General features: G+C 71.0%; 27 protein-coding genes. 10 read left to right on the top strand and 17 right to left on the bottom strand.

Annotated elements, in window-relative coordinates:
- Window positions 1-67 precede the first annotated feature (67 nt).
- The 6 genes from ACRB68_RS27855 (at window position 68) to ACRB68_RS27875 (ending at window position 3,987) form a co-directional block, all read left to right on the top strand.
- Window positions 68-565: a carboxymuconolactone decarboxylase family protein gene (locus ACRB68_RS27855; RefSeq protein WP_153537291.1), complete on the top strand. Its 498-nt coding sequence runs from the start codon at window positions 68-70 to the stop codon at window positions 563-565.
- Entirely contained in the window at window positions 562-987 is a 426-nt protein-coding gene (locus tag ACRB68_RS27860; RefSeq protein WP_194293466.1) for an HPP family protein, read from the top strand. Before ACRB68_RS27855 ends, ACRB68_RS27860 begins: the two co-directional genes overlap by 4 nt.
- 66 nt (window positions 988-1,053) lie before the next feature.
- The gene (locus tag ACRB68_RS27865; protein WP_194293467.1) at window positions 1,054-2,271 is read left to right on the top strand and encodes a PspC domain-containing protein; all 1,218 of its coding nucleotides are present in this window, start codon (window positions 1,054-1,056) and stop codon (window positions 2,269-2,271) included.
- Window positions 2,264-2,455, top strand: coding sequence for a hypothetical protein (locus ACRB68_RS27870; protein WP_153537296.1), 192 nt, complete (start codon window positions 2,264-2,266; stop codon window positions 2,453-2,455). The genes ACRB68_RS27865 and ACRB68_RS27870 overlap by 8 nt, the downstream gene beginning before the upstream one ends.
- Before the next feature lie 57 nt (window positions 2,456-2,512).
- Window positions 2,513-2,599 (top strand): putative leader peptide, encoded by an 87-nt coding sequence (locus ACRB68_RS42880; RefSeq protein ID WP_407924313.1) that lies wholly within the window; start codon window positions 2,513-2,515, stop codon window positions 2,597-2,599.
- Window positions 2,600-2,673: 74 nt separating this feature from the next.
- Complete coding sequence (locus ACRB68_RS27875; protein ID WP_207709831.1) at window positions 2,674-3,987, top strand: dicarboxylate/amino acid:cation symporter; 1,314 nt, start codon at window positions 2,674-2,676, stop codon at window positions 3,985-3,987.
- Window positions 3,988-4,038: 51 nt separating this feature from the next.
- On the opposite strand, the gene ACRB68_RS27880 is transcribed toward ACRB68_RS27875, so the two are convergent.
- Window positions 4,039-4,470 (bottom strand): cupin domain-containing protein, encoded by a 432-nt coding sequence (locus ACRB68_RS27880; protein WP_153537298.1) that lies wholly within the window; start codon window positions 4,468-4,470, stop codon window positions 4,039-4,041.
- Between the two features lie 310 nt (window positions 4,471-4,780).
- On the opposite strand from ACRB68_RS27880, the gene ACRB68_RS27885 reads away from it, so the two are divergent.
- Window positions 4,781-6,307 (top strand): alkaline phosphatase D family protein, encoded by a 1,527-nt coding sequence (locus ACRB68_RS27885; protein WP_153537300.1) that lies wholly within the window; start codon window positions 4,781-4,783, stop codon window positions 6,305-6,307.
- Between the two features lie 51 nt (window positions 6,308-6,358).
- Here ACRB68_RS27885 and ACRB68_RS27890 read toward each other — a convergent pair whose 3' ends face one another.
- Entirely contained in the window at window positions 6,359-7,105 is a 747-nt protein-coding gene (locus tag ACRB68_RS27890) for an alpha/beta hydrolase family protein (RefSeq protein WP_153537302.1), read from the bottom strand.
- A gap of 228 nt (window positions 7,106-7,333) precedes the next feature.
- Window positions 7,334-7,825 (bottom strand): winged helix-turn-helix transcriptional regulator, encoded by a 492-nt coding sequence (locus ACRB68_RS27895; protein ID WP_153537304.1) that lies wholly within the window; start codon window positions 7,823-7,825, stop codon window positions 7,334-7,336.
- Window positions 7,826-7,919: 94 nt separating this feature from the next.
- Here ACRB68_RS27895 and ACRB68_RS27900 point away from each other — a divergent pair, with 94 nt between their 5' ends.
- Complete coding sequence (locus tag ACRB68_RS27900) at window positions 7,920-8,417, top strand: tautomerase family protein (RefSeq protein WP_153537306.1); 498 nt, start codon at window positions 7,920-7,922, stop codon at window positions 8,415-8,417.
- 296 nt (window positions 8,418-8,713) lie between these two features.
- Here the strand turns inward: ACRB68_RS27900 and ACRB68_RS42175 are convergent, their stop codons facing one another.
- The 12 genes from ACRB68_RS42175 to ACRB68_RS27960 form a co-directional block, all read right to left on the bottom strand.
- The gene (locus ACRB68_RS42175; protein ID WP_153537308.1) at window positions 8,714-9,889 is read right to left on the bottom strand and encodes a methyltransferase domain-containing protein; all 1,176 of its coding nucleotides are present in this window, start codon (window positions 9,887-9,889) and stop codon (window positions 8,714-8,716) included.
- Window positions 9,886-10,014, bottom strand: a complete 129-nt coding sequence (locus ACRB68_RS42180) for a hypothetical protein (RefSeq protein ID WP_268890452.1) — start codon at window positions 10,012-10,014, stop codon at window positions 9,886-9,888. Before ACRB68_RS42180 ends, ACRB68_RS42175 begins: the two co-directional genes overlap by 4 nt.
- Before the next feature lie 170 nt (window positions 10,015-10,184).
- Complete coding sequence (locus ACRB68_RS27915; RefSeq protein ID WP_153537310.1) at window positions 10,185-10,496, bottom strand: hypothetical protein; 312 nt, start codon at window positions 10,494-10,496, stop codon at window positions 10,185-10,187.
- On the bottom strand, window positions 10,493-10,756 hold the full coding sequence (locus ACRB68_RS27920; protein ID WP_153537312.1) for a hypothetical protein: 264 nt from the start codon (window positions 10,754-10,756) through the stop codon (window positions 10,493-10,495). Before ACRB68_RS27920 ends, ACRB68_RS27915 begins: the two co-directional genes overlap by 4 nt.
- A gap of 121 nt (window positions 10,757-10,877) precedes the next feature.
- Window positions 10,878-11,732, bottom strand: a complete 855-nt coding sequence (locus ACRB68_RS27925; RefSeq protein ID WP_153537314.1) for a helix-turn-helix domain-containing protein — start codon at window positions 11,730-11,732, stop codon at window positions 10,878-10,880.
- 11 nt (window positions 11,733-11,743) lie between these two features.
- Window positions 11,744-12,280: a DUF6879 family protein gene (locus tag ACRB68_RS27930; RefSeq protein WP_153537316.1), complete on the bottom strand. Its 537-nt coding sequence runs from the start codon at window positions 12,278-12,280 to the stop codon at window positions 11,744-11,746.
- Window positions 12,281-12,282: 2 nt separating this feature from the next.
- Window positions 12,283-12,453 (bottom strand): hypothetical protein, encoded by a 171-nt coding sequence (locus ACRB68_RS27935; protein ID WP_328594869.1) that lies wholly within the window; start codon window positions 12,451-12,453, stop codon window positions 12,283-12,285.
- A gap of 238 nt (window positions 12,454-12,691) precedes the next feature.
- The gene (gene cutA, locus ACRB68_RS27940; protein ID WP_153537320.1) at window positions 12,692-13,012 is read right to left on the bottom strand and encodes a divalent-cation tolerance protein CutA; all 321 of its coding nucleotides are present in this window, start codon (window positions 13,010-13,012) and stop codon (window positions 12,692-12,694) included.
- A gap of 140 nt (window positions 13,013-13,152) precedes the next feature.
- On the bottom strand, window positions 13,153-13,677 hold the full coding sequence (locus ACRB68_RS27945) for an NUDIX domain-containing protein (protein ID WP_328594870.1): 525 nt from the start codon (window positions 13,675-13,677) through the stop codon (window positions 13,153-13,155).
- Window positions 13,678-13,843: 166 nt separating this feature from the next.
- Entirely contained in the window at window positions 13,844-14,380 is a 537-nt protein-coding gene (locus tag ACRB68_RS27950) for a DUF6879 family protein (RefSeq protein WP_153537322.1), read from the bottom strand.
- Between the two features lie 31 nt (window positions 14,381-14,411).
- Window positions 14,412-14,942 carry a DUF6879 family protein gene (locus tag ACRB68_RS27955; RefSeq protein WP_328594871.1) on the bottom strand — a complete coding sequence of 177 codons (531 nt, stop codon included), beginning with the start codon at window positions 14,940-14,942 and terminating at the stop codon, window positions 14,412-14,414.
- A gap of 91 nt (window positions 14,943-15,033) precedes the next feature.
- Window positions 15,034-15,495 carry a DUF3237 family protein gene (locus tag ACRB68_RS27960; RefSeq protein WP_153537324.1) on the bottom strand — a complete coding sequence of 154 codons (462 nt, stop codon included), beginning with the start codon at window positions 15,493-15,495 and terminating at the stop codon, window positions 15,034-15,036.
- Between the two features lie 75 nt (window positions 15,496-15,570).
- Here ACRB68_RS27960 and ACRB68_RS27965 point away from each other — a divergent pair, with 75 nt between their 5' ends.
- On the top strand, window positions 15,571-16,125 hold the full coding sequence (locus ACRB68_RS27965; protein WP_153537326.1) for a TetR/AcrR family transcriptional regulator: 555 nt from the start codon (window positions 15,571-15,573) through the stop codon (window positions 16,123-16,125).
- A gap of 65 nt (window positions 16,126-16,190) precedes the next feature.
- Window positions 16,191-17,093, top strand: a complete 903-nt coding sequence (locus ACRB68_RS27970; protein WP_235959910.1) for an RNA polymerase sigma-70 factor — start codon at window positions 16,191-16,193, stop codon at window positions 17,091-17,093.
- Between the two features lies 1 nt (window position 17,094).
- On the opposite strand, the gene ACRB68_RS27975 is transcribed toward ACRB68_RS27970, so the two are convergent.
- Both ACRB68_RS27975 and ACRB68_RS27980 read right to left on the bottom strand, forming a co-directional pair.
- Window positions 17,095-20,493, bottom strand: a complete 3,399-nt coding sequence (locus ACRB68_RS27975) for a bifunctional glycosyltransferase/CDP-glycerol:glycerophosphate glycerophosphotransferase (RefSeq protein WP_153537328.1) — start codon at window positions 20,491-20,493, stop codon at window positions 17,095-17,097.
- 13 nt (window positions 20,494-20,506) lie between these two features.
- Entirely contained in the window at window positions 20,507-21,655 is a 1,149-nt protein-coding gene (locus ACRB68_RS27980; protein ID WP_153537330.1) for a glycosyltransferase, read from the bottom strand.
- Between the last annotated feature and the right edge of the window lie 114 nt (window positions 21,656-21,769).

The following is a 21,769-nucleotide window of genomic DNA, read 5'->3' on the forward strand; positions in this document are numbered from 1 at the left end:
CGGATGGACGATGAAAGTTCCGTTGTGTTATAACGGTATCCGTCGCAAGGTTCCGTTATAAGGATCAATGATGATCAAGCCCGTGCAGGACGACCCCAAACTGGACGACCTGGCCAAGCGCCTCCCCCGGGTGCCCAACATGCTGCGCGTCATGGCCAACTCCCCCGCCGTGCTGGACGGCTACCTCGGCCTGTCCCGCTCGCTGAAGAAGGGCACCCTGCCCGCCGCCACCAGCGAGCGGATCGCCCTCACCGTCGGCGCCGCCAACGGCTGCGGCTACTGCGTCGCCGCGCACACCTACAGCGGCAAGAAGGCCGCCGGCCTCAGCGACGCCGAGGTCGAGGCCGCCAAGGCCGGCGCCTCCGCCGACCCCAAGGAGGCCGCCGCCGTCGCCTTCGCCCGGGAACTGACGGAGTCGCGGGGCAACGCCGATCCCGCCGCGGCCCGCGCCGCCGGATGGAGCGACGAGCAGATCCTGGAGATCATCGCGCTGGTCGCCCTGCAGACCCTCACCAACTACGTCAACAAGGTCGGCGGGACCGAGAACGACTGGCCGCCGGCGTGACCGCCCTGCTGCGCCCGGCCTGGACGACGCTGGTCTTCCTGGTCCCGCTCGCCGTGGTGCAGGCGGTCGCCGCCGAGCCGCTGCTCGCGCCGCCGCTCGCCGCGTCCGCCGCGCTGGTCGCGACCACCCCCGACGCGCCGCCCGCCCGGCCGTCGGCGGTGCTGCTCGGCCATCTGGTGTCGGTCGCGGCCGGGCTCGCCGCGGCGTTCGCCGCCGGGCCCGGCCCGCTCGCGGCAACGGTCGCGGCGGGCGTCTCGGTCGCGGCGATGGTGGCGGCCAAGCGCTTCCACGCCCCGGCCGTGGCGTCGGCGGCGCTGGCCGGGATCGGCGGCGCGCTCATGCCCGCCGCCGCGCTGCTCGCGGGGGCCGCGGCGATCGTCGGGCTCGCCGCACTGCCGAGGCTCCTGCCTCAATCCGGGTAACCCCAGGGTCGGGTCAGGGGCGTCCCCGATACCGCGCGGGGTGCCAGGGCCACCACCATGGTGGACATGGCCGAGCAGCCCGTTAAGGAAGAACAGACCTACAAGCGGATCGCCCGCGTCCCCGAGGGGCGCATCATCGCCGGCGTGTGCACCGGCCTCGGCCGGTACACCGGGATCGACCCCGTGGTGTTCCGGGTCGGGTTCGGCATCCTGGTCCTCGCGCACGGGCAGGGCATCCTGCTCTACATCGCGGCCGCGCTCCTCATGCCGGCCGCGCCCGACACCGGTTCCCTCGCCGAGCAGCTGTTCAAGCGCTGGTTCGACGGGAACGCGGTGCTGGCCCTCCTCGGCGCGCTGCTCTGCCTCGGCGTCGCCGGGACGCTGGTCGGCGGGGGCGTCTCGACCGACTCGATCGCGACGCTGACGGTGTTCGGCCTGGTCCTGCTGGTCGCCCACGCGCGCGGCGTCGACCTGGCCGGCGTGGCGCGCGGCCTGCCCGAGCGCATGCAGGGGCATCCGCCCACGCCGGGGGCCGATCCGGATCCGGCCCCGGGGCCGATCTCGCTCGACAAGTACGTCCCCTCCGGCGGCGGCGTGCCCGACGGGATGATCGACCTGGCCGCCTACGGGGCGTCCGACACGCTGACGCGGCCGCCGGCGGCCCCCCGGAAGGACAAGCGGTCCCCGCTGACCTTCTTCACCGTCCTGGCCGCCTGCGGGGTGGGCGCGGCGACGGTGCCGCTGGCGCGCAGCCACCCGGAGCCGCAGGCGCTCATGATCGTGGCGGCGGCCGCCCTCGCGGTCGTCGGCGGCGGCCTGCTGCTCGGCGGTTTCTTCCGGGTCCACGGCCTCGCCACGGTGGGGACGCTGCTGACCTTCACACTGCTGGCGGGTGGGGTGGCGAACGAAGTGCCCAAGGGAAGCCGTTTCGGCGACGTCGAGTGGAGGCCCGTCGACATGACCAGCGCCCAGCAGGCCTACCGGCTCGGGGTGGGGACGGCGACGCTGGACCTGACGGCGCTGCCGGTCCGGTCCGGGCAGCGGGTCGTCGTCAGCGCCGAGGTGCTGTTCGGCGAGCTGAACGTGCGGCTGCCCGCCGGCGCGCGGGTGGAGCTGAACGCCCAGGTCGGCCTCGGCGACCTGAAGGTGCGCCAGCGCACGTTCAGCGGCCCGAACGCCCGGACGACGCAGGTGCTGGAACCCGAGGGCGGCCCGGCCGACCCGCCGGTGATCGAGCTGCGGGTGCGCGGCCGGTTCGGTGACGTGGAGGTGTCGCATGGCTAGGCGCGGATTCGACGCCGGCACGGTGGTGACCGGATTGTTCTTCCTGGCGGTGGCCGGGATCTTCCTGGCCGGCGGCCTGGCGGGGCGGCTGCCGGTGCGGCTGGAGATCCTCGCCCCGGCGGTCGTGGTGGGGCTCGGGCTGACCGGGTTCGTGCGGATCCTGACCCGCCGCTTCCGCAGGTGACGCGAATCACTCCGCGATCGGGAACAGTCGAAACGGACACCGGGGTTGAATGTCCCCGTGAGGTTCTCCGCGAAGTGGGTATGGCTCGTCGCCCGGCTGCACATCGATCTGTGCCGCCTGGCGAGCGTGCTGTGTCGGGGCTGACCGCTCCCCCCTCTTCCCCGCGCCGTCCGTGTCGTGCCCGGACGGCGTCCCTCTGACCTGCGGAGTCCCTACCCGTGAACCTGCGTGTCTGGCAGTGGCAGTTCTGGCAGCAGATCGTGCTGTCCCTCGTGCTCGGCGTGGCCGCCGGCGCACTGATCAACAACCTCGGTGACGGCGAGAAGATCGCCACCGACTGGCTCGACCCGTTCGGCGGCGTCTACACCAGCCTGCTGAAGGTCGTGGTGGTGCCGCTGGTGTTCGCCGCGATCGTGGTGAGCATCGGCCGGCTGCGCGGCGTCGGCGGCGTGGCCCGGCTGACCGGCAAGACCCTCGGCTGGTTCGTCGTCACCTCGGCGATCTCCACCGCGGTCGGCCTCGCCGTCGCGCTGCTGGTCGACCCCGGCAAGGGCGTCGGCAAGCTGGCCAGCGAGAGCGCCGAGACCGAGGCGGTCACCTGGACCCAGATCCTGCACAACCTGTTCCCGTCCAACATCGTCAAGGCGATGGCCGAGGGCAACGTGCTCGGCGTGGTCACCTTCGCCGTCCTGTTCGGCGCGGCGCTGGTCGCGCTCGGCGAGCGCGGCGAGCGGCTGACCGCCCTGGTCGACGACGTCTACGCCGTCATGCAGAAGATCGTCTGGTGGGTGGTGCGGCTCACCCCGATCGGCTCGTTCTTCCTGATCGCCTCGGTGGTGGCGACCTACGGCCCGAGCACGCTGGCCCCGCTGGCCAAGTTCACCGGCGCCATCTACCTCGCCGTCGCGATCATGCTGGTCGTCGGCTACCCGGTGCTGCTGCGCGTCTTCGGCCGCGTCTCGCCGCTGAAGTTCTACCGCAACACCTGGCCGGCGCTGCAGTTCGCGTTCGTGTCGTCGTCGTCGCTGGCCACGCTGCCGATCGCGCAGCGGGTGCAGGTCGAGCGCAACGGCGTGCAGCGCGAGTACGCCAGCTTCGTCCAGCCGCTCGGCGCGACCATCAAGTTCGACGGCTGCGGCGCGATCTACCCGGCCGTCGCGGCGGTGTTCGTCGCGCAGTACACCGGCGTGCACCTCAGCATCGGCCAGTACCTGCTGATCGCGCTCGCCGCGGTGATCGGGCAGCTCGGCACCGGCGGCACCCCCGGCCCGGCGCTGGTCGCGCTGACGCTGACGCTGACCACGGTCGGCCTGCCGCTCGCCGCGGTCGGCTACCTGATCGCCATCGACAAGGTGATCGACATGGCCCGCACCACGCTGAACGTGACCGGCCAGCTGGCCGTCCCGGTGATCGTGGCGCGGTCGCAGGGGCTGCTGGACGAGGACGTCTACAACGGCGCGCCCGTCGAGCTGACCTCCGCCGAGGCCGAGGCGAAGGAGGAGGCCGAGCACAAGGTGCCCGCCCTCGCCTGACCCCCGTGAGGAACGCCCCCGCGCAGTCCGCGCGGGGGCGTTCCGTCGTTCCTAGGCCGGCAGGCCGGCGTGCAGGGTGATCGCGTAGCCGGGGCCGGGGTTGGCCAGCCCGTGGGTGTGCCGGCCGCCGTGCACCCGGACCCGGTTGGTGCGCAGCGGCCGCCCGGTGACGCCGTCGGCGGAGATGACGGTCTCGGCGAGCTCGCCCGAGGTCAGCGCGCTGACCTCGGTGCCGGAGTGGTCGTGCAGGGACGTGCGGTGGCCGGGCGGCCAGGTCGTCAGCCAGAGCCGGACGCCGTCGACGTCGCCGATGCGCACCCGCACGGGCGCGTCCGGCTCGAACCGGGCCAGCGCCCACCAGTCGCCGGGGCGGGCGGCCAGGTCGAGGATGCGGGCGGCGAGCTGGCCGACGGTCGGCGGGCGGCGCGCCAGCACGCGGCCGTGCGGATCGTCCTGGCCGCGCATGGTGAGGTCGGGAACCATCACAGGTCCTTCGTGTGTCAAGACGGAAGAGAACGGCGGGGAGACGTCACCCGCGGAAGATCGCCGAGGTCAGCGACAACAACAACACGAAGGACACAGCGCGCTGGCCACGCGGCGCAGGGCCACGGGGCTGCAGACGGAAAGACGCGCTGGCATACGCCTAGGAGACACTCCGTCACCGAGCGCTGTCAAGTCGGACACGGAAGGACCATCCTCCTTCCGTTCACTCCACGGCCGGTTCCGGGCCGCCCGCCCGCCGTCGCACGCCGAGATCCTGCGGACGCCGAACCTTGCTGAAACGGAGTGATCGATGGAGCTGGACCGGCGGAGTGTGCTGCGCGGCGGGATGATCGCGGGAGGTGCGGCGCTGCTCGGCGGCACCGGGACGGCGGCCGCGCAGGCCGCGCCCGCGCTGATCCGCAGCCGCCCCGGCCTGACGCACGGCGTGCAGGCGGGCGAGGTGACGGCGCACGAGGCCGTCGTGTGGGCGCGCGCGGACCGGCCCGCCCGGATGCGGGTCGAGGTGAGCCGCACCGCCGACTTCCGGCACTTCCGCACCTACGCCGGGCCCTACGTCACCCCCGAGACCGACCTGACCGGCAAGACGTTCCTGCGCGGCCTGCCCGCCGGGGAGGAACTGCACTACCGCGTCCGCCTGGACGACTCCGAGCCCGTCACCGGCCGGCTGCGCACCGCGCCCCGGACCCGTAGCGACGTCTCGTTCGTCTGGTCGGGCGACCTGGCCGGGCAGGGCTGGGGCATCAACCCCGAGCTCGGCGGCTACCGCATCTTCCGCGCGATGGAGGCCGTCGACCCCGACTTCTTCCTGTGCAGCGGCGACTACGTCTACTCCGACGGGCCCCTCGCCGAGACGGTCAAGCTCCCCGACGGCCGCACCTGGCGCAACATCGTCACGCAGGAGAAGACCAAGGTCGCCGAGACGCTCGCCGAGTACCGGGGGCAGTTCCGCTACAACCTCCAGGACACCGCGCTGCGCGCGTTCAACGCCAAGGTGCCGATGCTGTACCAGTGGGACGACCACGAGGTGCTGAACAACTGGTACCCGGGCGAAATCCTGGACCTGGCGCAGTACACCGAGAAGCGCGTGGACGTCCTCGCCGCCCGCGCCCGCCGCGCGATGTTTGAATACACCCCGACGGCCGTCAAGGCCACCAAGGGCGGCCGCGTCTACCGCAAGGTCTCCTACGGCCCGCTCCTGGACGTGTTCATGCTCGACATGCGCACCTACAAGGACGCCAACGGCGCGGACACCTCCGCCACCCAGCGCGACGGCCTGCTCGGCGCCGAGCAGACCGCCTGGCTGAAGCGCGAGCTGCGCGCCTCCAAGGCCACCTGGAAGATCATCGCCAACGACCTGCCGCTCGGCCTGGTCGTCCCGGACGGCACCGCGCTGGAGGCTGCGGCGCAGGGCGACAACGGAGCGCCCCTCGGCCGCGAGCGCGAACTGGCCGACCTGCTGTCCTACGCCAAGAAGCACCGCGTGCGGAACATGGTGTGGCTGACGGCGGACGTGCACTACACGGCGGCGCACTACTACGACCCGTCGAAGGCGGCGTTCCAGGACTTCGACCCGTTCTGGGAGTTCGTTTCCGGTCCGCTGAACGCGGGCGCTTTCGGCCCCAACAAGCTCGACGGCACCTTCGGCCCGCAACTGAAGTTCCAGCAGGCGCCGCCGCACGCCAACACCTCGCCGGCGGAGGGCTTCCAGTTCTTCGGCCAGGTCCAGATCGACGGCGAGAGCGGCGTCCTGACCGTCAACCTGCGCGACATCGACGGCAAGGTCCTGCACTCGACCCCGCTCACCCCGGCCCGCTAGCCATCCCAGGAGCCGCAGCCCCCGGCCCGGACCGGGGGCTGCGGCGTTCCGTCAGGCCGCTTCGCCGAGGTGGCGGGCGAAGAAGCGGACCGCGCTGTCGGCCTCGAACCGGGGCAGCTCCTTGTGCCCGCCCGAATTCACGTGCAGGGACTTCTCCTTCGAGGCGAAGGCGTCGAAGAGCGCGAGACCTTCCTCGCGCGAGATGTGCTCGTCGTCCCACTGCAGGTCGAACTCGATCGGGACGGTGATCTGCTTCGCCTTCTCGGCCAGCGCATCGGGCCAGTGCTGGCCGAAGACCGCGGCCGTGATCCTGGGCTCGGCCGCCACGAACGGGATGCCGATCGCGGTGCCCATGTTGATGCCCCAGTAGCCGGCCGGCCCCTCGATCTCCGGCAGTTCCTGAAGGGCGTCCAGAAGCGTCCGGTACTCGGGGACGGCGAGCCGCGCCAAATGGTCGTTGTAGCGGACGACGATCGGGCCTTCCGGCTCGCCGGCGGCGCGCGCCCGGAACAGCTCGGCGATTTCCGCCTCGTCGTGCGCCGTGCGCGGGCGGTCGCCGTGACCGGGCGCGTCGAGGACGGCGACGTGAAAGCCGCAGCCGTCCACGAGAAGACGAGCGCGGCCGGACATCGCCGGGTGCTTCTTGTGGGTGCCGCCGCCGTGGCCCATCAGGACCAAAGGCGCGCGCTCGGCTCCGGAAACCGGCGACCAGAGAACCCCGGGAACGTCGCCCAGGATGAAATCGCGCTCGACCATGCCGTTCGACGACGACACTGAAGTGAACTGAAGAGAATGCATCGGTGTTGCCTTTCGGGAGAGCCTTGTTGTCGAGGCGCTCCCGGCGACACCTACATCAATCGCCCGGCCGTGACGGAAGGGGGAGCACCCACAGAGATACAGCGTTCATGGGGGTCTCACCTCCTCAGGCGGTGTCACGAGCAACTGGAAGCTAGCAGGCTGATCGTCTCCTCTTCAAACCCTTTCCAGTGCCGCGGCATCATGAGCCGCTCAGTACGAGCCCGGATCTCAGGAGCTTTCCACAAAGCGCGCCCCCGGTCCGGGCGTGCGGCACACGTCTTCCGGGGCGAGATGGCCGTGCCCCGCAGCGCACTCGAGGACGACCTTGACCGGCTCGTCGCAGGAGCCCGCATCGTCGGCGGGCCGGTGCCGGACGATGACCGACGGGCCCTGCGGGTCGGCGAGGTAGGTGTCGCCCCATTCCAGAAGCGCCACGAGTGTGGGCCGCAACGCCCGGCCCTGCTCGGTGAGCTCGTAGGCGAAGCGCTGCCGGTCCCCGGGCTCCTGATAGGGCACGCGGCGCATCACTCCCGCGGTCACCAAGGTCTCGAGCCGGGTCGCCAGGAGGTTTCTGGCGATCCCGAGGCGGGAGTGGAACTCGCCGAACCGGCGCGCGCCGTCCAGCGCTTCACGAACGATCAGCAGCGACCAGCGCTCCCCCACCACCGAGAGGGCGCGCGCCACCGAGCAGTTCACCGGGTCGATCCGCCGCGTCTCCATGGGGCGAGTGTACCCATCTGGGTTTACAAGATGTACTCAGCCTGCGTAGGCTCCGGCCTGAGTTGAAAAACTAAACTCAAAAGGAGATCGCCCCATGCCCATGCTCGACGTGTACATTCCCGACGGCGCGCTCCAGCCGGACGCCGAGGCGGCCCTGCTGGACCGCATCACCGAGATCCTGATCCGCAACGAGGGGTTCGACCCCGCCGACCCGGTGACCCGTTCCGTCTCCTGGCTCTGGCTGCACCGGCCCGCCGCCGTCTATGTCGGCGGAGAACCCGCGGACGCGCCTCGCTACAAGGTCGTCCCGTCCGTCCCCGAGGGCCAGCTCGACGAACGGAAGCGCGCGAGCGTCATCGCCGAGGTCACCGAGGCGATCCTCGACGCGGAGAACGGCGCCTGGCCGCGTGACGCCGGCCGGATCTGGGTGTTCCCCACCGAGATCCCCGAGGGCCACTGGGGCGGCGGGGGCCAGAGCAGGCCGCTCGCAACGATCCTCGCCCGGCTCACCGGCGACGACACCGAGCGGGCCCGTGCGCTCGCGCGTGAGCGGATCGCCGCCACCCGAGCCGAACACGCCCGCCTGCCCTGACGAGCGGCGTGCCGCTTCCGCCGGATGACGTAACGGCGGATCATGCCGCCCTGCTCTTTTATGCGTTGAAACGACACGCCCTCCTCCCGGAGCAAGCCCCGCCGGCCCTCGTGGCCGATCTCGTCGACCACCCTCTCGGCGGCCAGGAAGCCGGCAGCTTGGCCAGGCTCCAGGTCGAGTACGGCAGGCCGTGCTCGGCCGGCTTGGACTTGGCGATCTTCTTGATCTCGCGCCGCACGGACCAGCATCCGAGCGGCGCGCCACGTCACTACGGGCAAAGGTTCTCTGATGCGGTACTAGCTTCCGGCCCGGATCAGATTGCGGGGCGAATCGAGCCAGACGTACTGCTCTTCCGGGGTGACGGTGAGGCCGTAGCGGTCGAGTCCGGGGGTTCCGGCGTCGATCCACCATTGGTGGGCAGCGGCGACTTCGTCCCAGAGGCGACGGGAGCCGTACTGCTCGACTTCGTAGGTGGCTTGGCCGGGGACGTATTCGACCACGGCCCAGGAGTTGTGGGTGACGAGCCAGTACGTCATCTCGCCCGAGCCGTTGTCTGCTTCGCAGAGCCGGGCCTGGCAGCCGGGGACGCGGGCGCCGATGGCGATTTCTGCGGCATAACCGGCCTGGCCGATGGTCCGGGGATCGAGGGTGGTGCGGGTTTTGTCGGCGTCGTCCTCGTGGTGGAGGTAGGACGCCAGGGGGCGGGGGTCGTAGCGCTGGCCGCGGAGCATCATGAAGCTCGCGACGTGCGGGAACCGCCCGGTGGCGGTCCCGTCGTCGCCGACCTCCAGGCAGGCGAGATGGCCGTCGCCGTCGCTGAACTCGTTGACGCAGGGGACGACGATCACTCCGCCGGGGCGGGTCTGCTGCACCCATGCGTAGGGGATGCGGGCCACCGAGCACGTGGCGTGAATCCGGTCGAAGGGGGCCATGGCCGGCAGGCCGTGTTCGCCGTCTCCGACGATGAGGTGGGGCGTATGACCGGCTGATTCGAGGTTGTCTGCCGCTTGCTTCGCGAGCGATTCGTCGACCTCGATCGAGGTGACGTTCTCCGCACCGACGCAGGATGCCATGAGCCCGGCGGTCCAGCCGGTTCCGGTGCCGATCTCTAGAATCCGGTCGCCGTCCGCCACGGAGAGGCATTCCAGGAACTTGGCCACCAGGCTCGGGGCCGAGTTGGACGAGGTGGGCATCGTCCCGCCAGCGGCCAGGCCCCTCGCGCCGTCGTCGTACTGGGTGATCAGGACGGTGTCGCTGTAGACCGCCTCCCACCAGGCCACGGGGTCGGCCGCCCGGTCTACCAGGTACGGGCTGCCGGGGCCGTTGGGGGACGCCCAGGCGACGTCCGGCACGAAAAGGTGCCGGGGGACGGCGGCGAAGGCGTCCCGCCACTCGTCCTGGGTGAGTGCGCCGATCGCGGACAAGTGTCTGGCCAGGCCGTTGACATACTCGCCTGGGGTGGGGACGCTCACTTGCTCGGCTTCCCGTCGTCCTTGTTGTCCTTGGTGGACTCGCCCGAACCACGCTTGCCGCCCTGCGGCGAGTCGCCGTCGACCGGGGTCTTGCCGTCGCCGTCCTTGCCACCGTGCCTGGCCATGTCGGGTTTCCTTTCACGAAGAGAGTTGTGCCGAGCCGTGCAGCCCCCGCCATGCGCCCGCGCCAGGTCCAGAGGACGCGCGGCCTCCCAGCCCCGCAGCACGAGGTCCGGTGCGAACGGCCCGCGCCGTTGCGTCCTGGCCGGCCAGTGGATGGGCGGCTGCACGGCGTTCATGCGCGCCCGCTCAACTCATGAGCGGGCGGTGTCGCTCCATAAGCAGCAGCCACGTGCTTGCGGAGGGTTCGGACGATCAACGTGGTCGCGTGGTCATAGAAGTTCGTCGGACAGATCGGGATCACGGACCCGTCGGGCAAAAGCCAGCTCCACCAGGACAGATTCCCGTGCGGCGTGACCATAGTGATCCGCAACTGCCCGCCGGGAACCTGCAGGACGAGCTCATGCCCGACCTGCCTGGCCTCCCAGCCCGCGTTCCCCAGCAGGTAGCCCAGGACACCCGCGTCACCACGCGGCTGGCCGCTCACGGCGCCTCGTCCGTCCGCGCCTCAGCCGCTCGAACCCAGCCGGCTTTGATCCGCTCGGCCGCACAGTTCAGAGCCAGATCCTCGGGGCTTCCCCCGTGGACGGTCCCCTGGCAGCCCACGCTGGCCATGAAGTCGGTGAGCTCGTAGCGGGTGGTCGCCCGCCAGCAGTCTTCACCGAGTTCCTCAACGTCGAACCCAGGGATCGAGAGCGGAGACCGCGCGTTGGTTGCTGTGCTGTACGGGTCGAAACGGTGATCCACAGCCGGGGCTCCCTTCCTGGCAGGGTCCCGGCTCATCAGGCCGGACCGCATCATCTGAGTGGGCGGATGCCTACATCAGCGACGCTAAGAGCATGGGCGCGCCAGGCTCCAGGGACTTGCTTCAGCTTCCTCGAAGTGCCCGGATTGCGGCGGTCATCAGCTCGCGAGCCGCCTTGCCATAGACCGCAGATTCAGCCAACACTGTGAATTCCTGGACATATACCGCGACCTCGCGTGGTTGCGTGATGGCCAGTTCGGCGGCGGCAGTGTCGACGAGCACCAGGCGGTCGTCAAAGATCCAGAATCCCGAGTGCGGCGCCCTGCGGTGCCGAGCACGGGTCGGGATGATTCCCAAACTTAGCCTCGGCATGATCGACAGAGTGAGAAGCCGATCCAGTTGTTCGGCCATCACCTCATCGTCGGCGAGTCCGATCGTCAGGGCGACCTCGCACACCAGCATGTGGAAGCGGCGGTCGCGGTCGCCTCTGCGCAGCACATCCTGGCGGTCCATGCGCGCCTGTACGGCCTCCTCGACATCGCCGCCGATGCCGTGGAAAGCGATGTTGTCGCGGAACCGCGCGGAGGCGTACGCACGGGTCTGGAGAAGACCAGGGATGACGAACGGCTCGAAGACGCGGAACAGCGTGGTATCGGCCTCATAGGCACCGAATGCCTGTTGTCCGCGGCGGGCACCCGCGCGCCACTCACGTCGCCATTCCCGGTACTGCGAGTCGATGTTGCGGATGGTGGCGATCAAATCCGGCAGGTGTTCATCAGCACCGACCAGGCGGCACCAGACATGGACGTCATCCTCTGATGGCGTTTGTGTGCCGTGCTCGATCTTGGAGACCTTGGACTCGTGCCAGCCGGCCAGCTCGGCGAGCCGCCGCTGTGTCAGGCGTGGCTGTGCGTCCTTGCGCAGTTCGCGCAACCGCTGCCCGAAGTCCTTGCGTGCCTGTTGGTGAGAGGTGGGCATTGGATGCAGGCTTACAGGCTCCGCAGGAATTCGTCTCGGCTGAGGGAGGCCTTCCAAGCCGTGTCGCGCCAATGACAGTGCTGCTCGGCCGTCGCCGAGTCGTCATGCAGCTCGGCGCCGAGCAGCCGGTCATTCTCGTCGAACCGCAGGATCGCGACCCGCTGTTCGTCCAGCAACCATGCGTCATGCGGCGGGTGAACGGGCAGGCCGAGCGCGGCGGCGCGGCCCCGGTCCAGGTAGCGGATCTCCTCGCCCGAAGCGATGTTGCCCTGCGCGGACCACAGCGCGTACCGCGAGTAGTCCCCGAGCGGGACCGTGACGATGCGAACGCGCGTGAACGGGCGTCCTTCTGCCGCCGCGGACCGGGTCATGTCGTTCCAGGCGTGCGAGCCGAGGTAGTCCTCATCGGGATCGCCGGCCAGAAACCGGCGGATGGGCTCCTGCTCGGTGGGTGAGTTGTACCGGTCGCGGGTCTCCAGCCGGAACGCTGAGTGCCGGACGGCGCGGAACAGTTCGTTGAACTGCTCTCCGGTCAGCAGGTCGGCCACGGTCAGCCCTTCGCGTGGTGGTCGCTGTAGTGCTCGATCAGATGCCGGACCAGTGAAGGCTCGATCTCAACGACCGTCTCATCGTCGGCAAGGTCGCGCACGTCTGCAAGGGCCGTGTCGTCGATGACACGCTTGCCCTGCACGACGTAGGTGCCGCGGTCAGTGGCGTACATCGCTGGGCAACCGCCCTGATCGGAATCCGTTCCGAGAAACCGTAGCCGCATGATCCCGTCCTCCCGCAGGCCCTTGCCCGGACTTGCTCTAACGGGAGCTTCGGCCGACCCGAGCGCTTCGTCAAGGCTGGTCAGTACAACCGCGCGGTGAGGACAGTCGTACTGACCTCGATTCCCATCGGCGCCGAAGCCACCTCCGCGCGGCCCCGTCGACGTGTGGCCGCCGTCATCGAGCGGGCTACGACGTCGTCTCCCGCCTGAGCCACTCCAGGTACCGCGCCGACCCGCCGTCGATGACGGTGTACGTCACCTCGGGGTTGTCCCACGGATGCTCGTCGACGAGATGCTTCTCCAGCTCGGAATAACGGTCCGAAGTGGTGCGCAGGAACACCTGCCACTCCTCGCCCGTCCCCAGCTCGTCAAGGTGCCGGAACACCGACCCAGCCGGGCCGAACACCTGCCCGGACGCGGCGAGCCTGGCCTCGACCGCGGACCGGATCAGCGCCATGCCCGCGTCACGGCTGTCGACGGTGGTGGATACCTGGAGGTAGTCCGTCATGCCGGCGACCCTACCTACGCCCTGAGAAACGCAGCTTCATCCTGCCGAGCCCGTCCTGGCCGCTTGGCGCAGGCAGCAGCCACCGGCCGTAATGGTCACCGGCGCCCTGTCAGAGGGCGCGACCTTGAGGTTCACCGGGCTCATCTCCGCGCGGGTCGAGCAGCGGGCGCCCGCGCTGCAAGTGCGTGGAGAATGCCCATGATCGTGGCAGCGCCGACGATCTCGCCCTGTTGGATGAGCCGCTGTGCTTCGCCCAGCGGAACCCAGCGGACGGCCTCGGCCTCGTCGACATGGGGTTCGCCGACCAGGTCGGCACCGCGTGCGAGATAGAGATCCTGAGGCGCGTCGGCCGACCCGATCATCGGCTGGAACGAGAACAGGAACTCCAGGTTCCGGGGACGCCAGCCCGTTTCCTCTTCGGCCTCCCGCGCGGCGGCCGCGGCGGGATCCTCGTCCGGGTCGACGTATCCGCCCGGTACTTCCCACTCCCATTGGTCGATGACGAACCGGTGCCGCCAGATGAGCAACACGTTCTCGCCAGAGTCGTCCAGCACAAGCGTCATGACGCATCGCGGGATCCGGAAGACGTACTGCTCGAACTCGACTCCGTTGGGCAGTTCGACGCTGGCGACCGAGAGGCGGATGTGTCGGTTCTCGTCCACCACGCGCTCACCATGGATCGTCCACTTGGTCCGTTCGGAGGGAGGGCGCGTCACCCGACAGACGGTACCTCTGTCCTCATCCGCCGTCCGGGCTCGATCTTGAGTGGCTCACGCAGTCGCGCATCGAGCGTCTTGCGAGCTGCTGATGAGGGGTGGCCGTGGACGCGGGTCACAGGCTCCGCATGAACTCTTCCCGGCTGACCGAGGCCTTCCACGCGGTCTCGCGCCACTGCCGGCACTGCTCGATCGTGGCCGCGTCATCGATGAGCTCCGCGCCGACGAACGCGTCGTCACCGTCGAAGTGGAGCACCGCGGCGCGTTCGTCGTCGAACAGCCAGACGTCCAGCGGCGGCCGGGCGGGAAGTCCGAGCTCGGCGGCATGTTCGCGGTCCAGGTAGCGGATCTCTTCGCCGGCCTCCAGATTTCCCTGGGCGGCCCACAGGGCGTAGCGGGAGTAATCCCCGAGCGGCACCGACACCACCCGCACGCGGGAGAAGGGCCGCCCTTCTGCGGCGGCCCGGCGCGTCATGTCATGCCAAGGCCGGCCGCTGACCGAACGCAGATCAGGGCTTCCTGCCATGAACCGCTCGAACGAGTCGCGTTCACCGGGAACGTTGTAGCGATCACGTGTCTCCAGCCGGAACGCCGAATGCCGGACGGTGCGGAACAGCTCGCCGAACTGGTCACCGGTCAGCAGGTCGGGCATGGTCGGCCCTTCGCGTGATGGTTCTGGGCCGTCATGCCAGAAGGTAGTCCTGGTGCGGGATCGCTCGCTGCCATACGGCTTCGAATGCCGTCCCGCACAACGCTGCGGCGCGGGGGTCTGCGGTGATCTCGTTGGCGGCCCATTCGCCGTCGCCGGTGAAGTGGTTGAACACCACGGTCGCCGAGTCGATCAGCCAGAAGTCGTTGCCGGGCAGGGCCAGGTCCGAGGCGTGTCTTCGGGGAAGCCAGCGCACCTGCTCGCCGGCGGCGATGTTGAAGGCGGTGCCTTCGTGCTCGTAACGGATGTAGTCGGTGACCGGCTCGGACACGATCCGGGCCCGTCGCACCATGCGGCCCGAGCCGGTGATCTGCCCGATCATGTCCGTCCAGTCCGCCCAGTACTCCTCGTCCTCGGCGGGAGTGGGCGGACGTCCGGCCTGCCAGCGGGCGAAGCGGTCCTTCTCGTCGGCGACGGCGTAGACGTCGCGCATCTCGAGATGGACCGCCTCCCGCCGGCAGCCGGTCAGCAGACGCATCCAGTCTTCGGGGGCGAGCAGTTTCACCATGGTCCTCCGGCGAACAGCGTCGGACGCTCTGCCGGGCGGGTCAAGGACCAGGGCTCTCTCGGTTCGGCCACCGCGTCCTGGCTCGGGGTCAGACCAGTTCGAAGTACTCGTCGTGGTAGGCGGCCTCGGGGGTGCCGAAGGCGACGGTCCTGGAGCGGTAGACCGCCTGCACGGTGTTGAGCCAGCGGAGTTCCTTGGCGCCGGTCTCGAACAGGCAGGAGCCGACGGCCAGGGCGCCGGTGCCCTGGGTGGTGTCCATGCGGCCGGTTCCGTGGAGGTAGATGACCGCCCCCTCGTCGGTGACGAGCTGGCCGCGCCAGTCCAGGGTGCCGATGCCGTCGGGGGCGACGGTGAGCCAGTCCGCCGCGGGGCCGGTGAGGCGGGCGGTGAGGCCGCGGCCCTGGATGACGCCCTCGGTGATGCCGATGATCACCCGGGGGCCGGCCGGGAGGGGCGGCGCCAGCCGCCAGACGCCGCGGAACAGGGGCTTCAGTCCCGCCGGCTCGGGCGTGGCGGGCAGCTCGGCGAGGATCTCTTCGGTGGTCGGCATCTCGCGTCCCTTCGCAGTTACCTTGGAGCCTCAATGTAGCGCGCTACTTTGAGATGTCAAGGTATGGTGGGCGCCATGACACCACGCGTGCGGCGGGACCCGGCGGAGGCCAGGCGGCTCATCCTGGAGGCGGCCGAGCGGCTGCTGGCCACCGGCGGGGTGGCCGCGGTCCAGGTCCGTGCCGTCGCCGCGCGGGTCGGCATCACCGACGCCGCGGTCAACCACCACTTCGGCAACCGCGACCGGCTCCTTGAGGCGCTGCTCAAGCATGGCGGCGTCCGACTCAAGGAGCGGCTGGAGAAGGTCGGCGGCGACGACATCGGGCAGATCGTGGGGTCGCTCGCCGCGGTGTACGCCGACGGGTACGCCGAACTGGCCCTCGCGCTGCACCAGTCGGGGTGGCGCGACCCCGGCAGCGGGATGCTGTCGCCCGTCGTCGACGCGCTCTGCGCACGGGGGCAGGTCGACCGGCGGCAGGTCCAGCTCGCGGTGGCCGCGCTGCACCAGGGCGTCGCGCTGGATCCCGTGGTGGGCGCCGAGTTCCGGCGTAGTGCGGGCTTGGAGGACGCCACCTCGGCCGACACCTTGGCCTGGTGGACGGAGGTGTTGGCCCGGACGCTCGGGCGGTGATCCGGGACACATGTGTCACAGCGGGCGGATACGCGGTGTCCTGTGGTCGAAGCGGAGGAGAGACCATGGCTGAGAACACCGGAGCCGGGCCGGACATGAGCGATCACGCGACCGAGGTCTTCGTCGCCCACCGCAATCTGCTGTTCACCGTCGCCTACGAGATGCTCGGGTCGGCGGCCGACGCCGAGGACGTGCTGCAGGAGACCTGGCTGCGGTGGGCCGGGGTCGACGCGGCGCAGGTGCGGGACGAGCGCGCCTACCTGGTGCGGATCACGACCCGGCAGGCGCTCAACCGGCTGCGCACGATGAAGCGGCGCAGGGAGTCGTATGTCGGCCCGTGGCTGCCCGAGCCGCTGCTGACCTCGCCGGACGTGGCCGAGGACGCCGAGCTGGCCGAGAGCATGTCGATGGCGCTGTTGCTCGTGCTGGAGACGCTCGCGCCGACCGAGCGGGCCGTGTTCGTGCTGCGCGAGGTCTTCGACGTGGGCTACGACGAGATCGCCGAGGCCGTTGGGAAGTCGCCCGCCGCCGTGCGGCAGATCGCGCACCGGGCCCGCAAGCACGTCGATGCCCGCCGGCCGCGCGCGGCGGTCGCGCCGGGGCAGGCGCGGGCGGCGCTGGAGTCGTTCCGGCGCGCCCTGGAGACCGGGGACCCGCAGGGGCTGCTCGACGTGCTCGCGCCCGATGTCGTGCTGGTGAGCGACGGCGGCGGGATCAAGCAGGCCGCGCCGCGGCCGGTCGTCGGCGCCGAGAAGATCGCCCGTTTCATCGTCGGCGGCATCGCCAAGCACGGCCTGGAGTTCACCGCCGAGCCCGCCGAGGTCAACGGCGGGCCGGCGCTCGTCGTCCGCGTCGACGGCGAGGTCGACGGCGTCATGGCGGTCCGCGTCGAGGGCGACCGCGTCGCGGGCCTCTACTACGTCCGCAACCCCGCGAAACTGTCCCGTATCGTCGCCGCGCTGCGGTGATTCAGCGCAGGAGGCGGTCGACGACGCGGGCGGCGGCCCGGCCGTCGTCGTGGGGGGCGAACTCGGCGGCGAAGGCCGCCAGGCGGCCGTGGTCGGTGAACGGTCCGGACAGGGCGGCGATCAGCTCGGCCGAGGTGCTCAGCAGCGGGCCCGGGCGCTTCTCGGTGAGGTCGAAGGTGAGGCCCCGGATGCCGGTGCGGTACTCCTCCAGGTCCGGGGCGAACAGCAGGATCGGCTTGCCGAGGCCCGCGAAGTCGCACATGGCCGAGGAGTAGTCGGTGACCAGGGCGTCGGCCGCCAGGTAGAGGCCGGTGACGTCGGGATAGGCGGTGACGTCGATGAGGAAGTCCTGAAGGTCCGAGGGGATCTCGGCGTTCAGCAGGTGGTGCAGGCGCAGCAGGATCACGGTGTCGGGGCCGAGGGCCTCGGCGGCGGTGTGCAGGTCGAAGGACAGGTCGTGCTCGGCGATGCCGTACCGGTCGGTCTGCAGGTGGTCGCGCCAGGTGGGCGCGTAGAGGATCGCGCGCTTGCCGTCCGGGATGCCCAGGCGGTCGCGGACGGCGGCGCGGAGCTCCTCGTGGCCGGGGCGGTGCGCCGGGTCGGTGCGCGGGTAGCCGCTCTCCAGGACCTCGCCGTCGTAGCGGAACGCCCGGCGCAGCACCTCGGTGCTGAACGGGTTCTGGGAGATCAGCAGGTCCCAGCGGGACACGTCCTCGGCCAGCTCGCGGTGGCGCTGGTCGCGGCACTCGACGCGGGACCAGTCCGTCTCGAAGCCGACCTTCTTGATCGGCGTGCCGTGCCAGGTCTGCACGTAGAGCTGGCCGGGCCGGGGCCGGTAGCAGGGCGGCTGCGCCACGTTGTTGACGATGATGGAGGCCGTCGCGGTCAGCTCGTAGTACTCGCGGGAGAAGCGCTGGACGGTGCGCGTCCCCTCCGGCAGCGCGAAGTGCCGGTCGCCGCGCACCCAGACGAGCTCGTGGCCGGTGCCGCGCCGCCGGAACTCCTCCCAGATCTCCCGGGGATTGCATGACCCCTGCCAGCCGAAGTAGCTCTCGAACAGCACCAGGTCGCGGACGGGGCGGCGGCGGTGCGCCGGGTAGTGGTGCTCTTCGAGCATCCGGCGGGCGTAGCGGCCCTGCTCGTCGGCGGCGCGTGCGACCTGGGCGTGGATGTGCAGGCCGTCGCCGCCGCCGCGCGTCGGCCACACCCGGTAGCGGAACCCCGCGACGTCGTGGTCCGGCGGGAGCGCGGCCAGGCAGGAGCGGGCGGCGAGCATGTCGAGCGGGGCGCCGTCGGCGTCCTCGGCGTGGATCTCCCATTTGCCGGTGAAGAGCGGCAGGACGCCCGCCTGCGAGGGGATCGCGCCGAGCGGGAGGCGCAGGGTGAAGCGGGTCCCGTCGCAGGTCATCGGGAAGGTGTACCGGTCGCCCGCGCGGCGCCGCTGCAGGGTCGCCCGTGCGGGACGGGCGCCCGTGTCGCCTGAGACCACCAGTTCGTCGCCGTCCCACTCGACGTGGGTGATCAGGAGCTGGGACGGGCCCTCCACCAGTGTGAGGTTGCCGTAGCGGGTGGCGGTGAGCGCGAGCGGGCCGAGGGCCTGCTCGCGGAAGGCGTCCCCGGCGGCCAGGCGGATCTTCCGGCCGCCCGCCACGATCCACACGTCGTGGTGGACCTGCCCGGCCGGGTCGCTGAGCGGCGGCCGGAAGCGGAAGGTCCCGTCGTCGTCGTATTCGAGCGGAACGCGTGCTTCGGTGCCCCGCTCGCGGCAGGTCAGCAGCGCGGCGTCGTCCGGCCCGGTCGCACCGCGCACCGTGCCGCGGACGCACCCGTCGGCCACGTCGGTGGCGACGGCGCGCGGGTGGCGGAACCGGACGACGACGCCGCCGTCCGCCGGGACGACCTGCACCCGCACGCCCTCGAACAGGTGCCGGTAGGGCGTCCACTGCGCCGCCGGGCCGCAGCCGCGCACCTGCTGCGACATCCGGACGCCGTCCGCGCGGACCGCGACGCACACCTTCCAGTCGGCGCCGCGCCACTTCGGCACGCCGCGCAGCGCGGCCGGGTCGACGCGCACCGCGAAGCCGGAGTGGTCGTAGGAGACGGCGGGCTGCCCGGAGGCCGCGGTGACCTGCGGGACGCGCACCCGCCGCACCGGCAGCTTGACGCGGCGCCCCGACAGGGTGTGCTCCAGCCAGACGTCGATGCGGGCGGCGGGCGTCATCGGCAGGCCCGGCACGTAGGCGTGCCCGGTGAGCTCCAGTTCGTCGCCGGCCCAGGCGACCGTGTCGATCTTCGCGTCCAGCCGCAGCTCGTCGGTGATGTCGTAGATCGAGTCGGGGATGGCCGGGTCGCCGCGGAAGGGGTGGCCCGCGTACCAGCGGCGGCGGAGCAGGCCGCGGCGCTCGGGGCGGCCGGCGGGCAGGCCGGTGCGCTCGTACTCGCGGACGGCCACCAGGTCGGCGTGGCGGCCGAGGTAGGCCAGCCGGTACTTCAGCCGCTTCAGCGCGGGCAGCCGGCGCATCAGCCGCGGGTTCACGCCGCGGACGTGGTCGCGGACGAGCCGGCACAGCTCGGCGCGGTAGGCGTCGTCGGCCTCCTCGACGACGTCGATGTAGAGCATCACGTCGTTGCCCAGGGCGGTCAGGTCGTAGGCGTCCTTCAGCCGGGGCGCCTCGGCGCGCAGGAACTCCGACACCCGGTGCACCGAGTCGAGCCGGTCGCGCAGGTTGCCGAGCTCGGTGCGGCGCTGGGTGATGGAGCGGTCGGCGGTGGTGCGGACGCGGTAGTGGTAGACGACGTCGCTGATCACGTCCACGCTCGCGGCGCGGACGTGCGCGGGGATGGTGACGGGGGCGTCCTCGTAGGCGCCCGCCGGGAACGCGAAGCCGTGCGCGTCCCAGAAGGAGCGCCGGAACACCTTGTTCCAGGCGGTGCGGTCGTTCAGCAGTTCCAGGTCGCGTGAGACGTGGGTGCGCAGGCGGGTGCGGCCGAACGCCTCGCCGTAGAAGCGGGCGCGGGTGCGGCGGCCGGCGGTGAACCGGTCGACGGCGCCGCTGACCAGGTCCGATCCGGTCTCCTCCAGCGAGGCGATCATCCGCTCGTAGGCGTGCGGGGGGACGATGTCGTCGCTGTCGGCGAACGCCAGGTACCGGCCGTCGGTGTGCCGGACGCCGGTGTTGCGGGCCGGGCCGAGGCCCTGGTTGTCCTGCTGGACGAGCCGGAACCGCGGGTCGCGGGCCGCGAACGCCTTGGCGATGACGGCGGAGCCGTCCGGCGAGCCGTCGTCGACCATGACGACCTCGAAGTCGGCGAAGGTCTGCGCCGCCAGGGACTCCAGGCACTGCAGGAAGTAGTCCTCCACGTTGTGGAAGGGGACGACGACGCTGAGCGTGGGTGCCATTTCACTTGCCCCTTTAGCGGTAGAGGAGGTCGAAGAGCCCTTCCCAGCGGGCCGCGACGAGGTCGGGGGCGAAGCGCTGCACCGAGTCGCGGGCGGCGCGGCCCATCTTGCGGCGCAGCTCGCCGTCCTCGATGAGGGTGTGCAGCGCGGCGGCGAACGCGGTGATGTTCCCGGCGGGGACGACGAGGCCGTCGACGCCGTCGGTGATGAGCTCGCCGACGCCGGGCGCGATGTCGAACGCGACGCACGGCACCCCGTAGGCCATCGCCTCCAGGATCGCCATGGGGAAGCCCTCCTCGCGGGAGGTCAGCGCGAAGACCGACCCGGCGCACAGGGCCGTCTCGATGTCGCTGGTGGGGCCGGGCCATTCGACGCGGCCGGCCAGCCCGAGCTCCTCGGTCAGCGCGAGCAGGCGCCGCTCCTCCTTGCCGCCCGACTTGTCGGCGCCGTGGATGCGCAGCGTCCAGTCCGGGCGGTCCGGGGCGATCCGCGCCCAGGCCTCCAGCAGCAGGTCCTGGCCCTTCTCGTAGTCCAGCCGGCCGAGCCGGACGACGACGGGCGCGTCCAGTTCGGCGTACCGGCGCGGCACGACGTGCAGGGGGTTGGGGATGAAGTCGGCGTTGGTCATGCCGTCGCGGGCGAAGTCGTCGGCGTCGGCGCGGGTCAGCGCGAGCAGCCGGTCGGCGCCCGCGAAGTGCCGCAGGATCCGCGGATGCCGGCCCGCGATCTTGGACGCCTGGTACGACTCGTGCACCATCCCGACGACCTTCAGGTGCTCGGGCAGGGCGCGCTGCACCCACTCCATCGCCCACACCTCCGCGCAGACGACGACCCCGCCGGGCCGCGCCTCCCTCAGAATCTCGGCGAGCCGCCGGACGCCGCGCCACTGCTCGGCGTGGGCGGCCCGCTTGCGCCGGCTCGCCCGCGCCCGGACGCCGCGCAGCTCCCACCTGCCGCCCGGTGGCCGCTCGTGCAGGACGGTCCGCGCATAGGGGAAGTCCGTGCCGTGGTCGTGGACGCGCTTCGGGCGCACGATGCCGATGAGGTGCACGCGGTGGCCGCGCCGGGTGAAGAGCCGCGCCATGTAGTGCGCCCACGTCTGCACGCCGCCGAGGACCTCGATGTTGTTGCAGACCAGAAAGAGATCGCGCCCCTCCTCCATCCGCACCCCTCCCCCGGCGAACCCCCCGAAGCGGCCGTTGCCCCCTTTCAAGACATGGGCCGCGGAAAGGCGCTTCTAACTCCACTTGATCGAGTAGGGGCCATCCTTTGCCGG

It is taken from the genome of Actinomadura macrotermitis (assembly GCF_009604375.1).
GTDB classification, from domain to species: domain Bacteria; phylum Actinomycetota; class Actinomycetes; order Streptosporangiales; family Streptosporangiaceae; genus Spirillospora; species Spirillospora macrotermitis.